Origin of the sequence: Roseovarius atlanticus, assembly GCF_001441615.1 — a bacterium.
Lineage (GTDB): Bacteria > Pseudomonadota > Alphaproteobacteria > Rhodobacterales > Rhodobacteraceae > Roseovarius > Roseovarius atlanticus.
Window position 1 is genome coordinate 1 of record NZ_LAXJ01000072.1, and the last position, 327, is coordinate 327.

1 protein-coding gene is annotated in these 327 nt (G+C 67.3%); it reads right to left on the reverse strand.

The window, feature by feature from the left end; all coding sequences use genetic code 11:
* Nucleotides 1–327, reverse strand: a 327-nt coding sequence (locus tag XM53_RS22345; RefSeq protein WP_408006103.1) for an AMP-binding enzyme, incomplete at both ends; no start/stop codon positions are given.

Sequence of the window (327 nt, forward strand, 5' to 3'; positions counted from 1 at the left end):
GGGGTCTGCGAGGGTTGAGGTGTCGCCCAGGGAGCCGTAGTCGTCCTCGGCGATCTTGCGCAGGATGCGGCGCATGATCTTGCCGGAGCGGGTTTTCGGCAGGCCGGGGGCCCATTGGATGAGGTCGGGCTTGGCGATGGGGCCGATTTCCTGGCGGACCCAGTCCTGAAGCTCCTTGCGCAGCGCGTCCGAAGGCTCTTCGCCCGACATCAGCGTGACGTAGCAGTAGATGCCCTGGCCCTTGATGTCGTGGGGATAGCCCACCACGGCGGCCTCGGAGACCTTGGAGTGGGCGACGAGGGCGCTCTCCACCTCGGCCGTGCCCAT